Source organism: Vibrio sp. 1069 (genome assembly GCF_033340555.1).
Window position 1 is genome coordinate 1 of sequence record NZ_JAWOWP010001028.1, and the last position, 502, is coordinate 502.

Annotated in this window: 1 pseudogene; it reads left to right on the plus strand. The window is 44.8% G+C overall.

Features of this window, described 5'->3' with window-relative positions:
* A pseudogene (gene asnB / locus R7040_RS30415) lies at positions 1 to 502 on the plus strand (asparagine synthase B); the annotation flags it as partial.

Sequence of the window (502 nt, forward strand, 5' to 3'; positions counted from 1 at the left end):
TCAGTATTTGGGATTTTAGACATTAAAAGTGATGCAGCGGCACTGCGTCCTATCGCGTTAGAAATGTCGAAAAAGCTTCGTCACCGTGGCCCTGACTGGTCTGGTATCTACTCTTCAGAAAGAGCAATCCTAGCTCACGAGCGCTTGGCTATCGTTGGTCTAAATAGCGGTGCTCAACCACTATACAGCCCTGATAAAAAACTAATCCTTGCCGTTAACGGTGAGATCTACAACCACAAAGAGATTCGCGCTCGCTACGAAGGCAAGTACGAATTCCAAACAGACTCTGACTGTGAAGTTATTTTAGCGCTGTATCAAGACATGGGTGCTGATCTTCTTGAAGAGCTAAACGGCATTTTTGCTTTCGTACTGTACGATGAAGAAAAAGATGAGTACCTAGTAGGTCGTGACCATATCGGTATCATTCCACTTTACCAAGGTTACGATGAACACGGTAACTACTACGTCGCTTCCGAAATGAAAGCACTCGTACCCGTTTGTA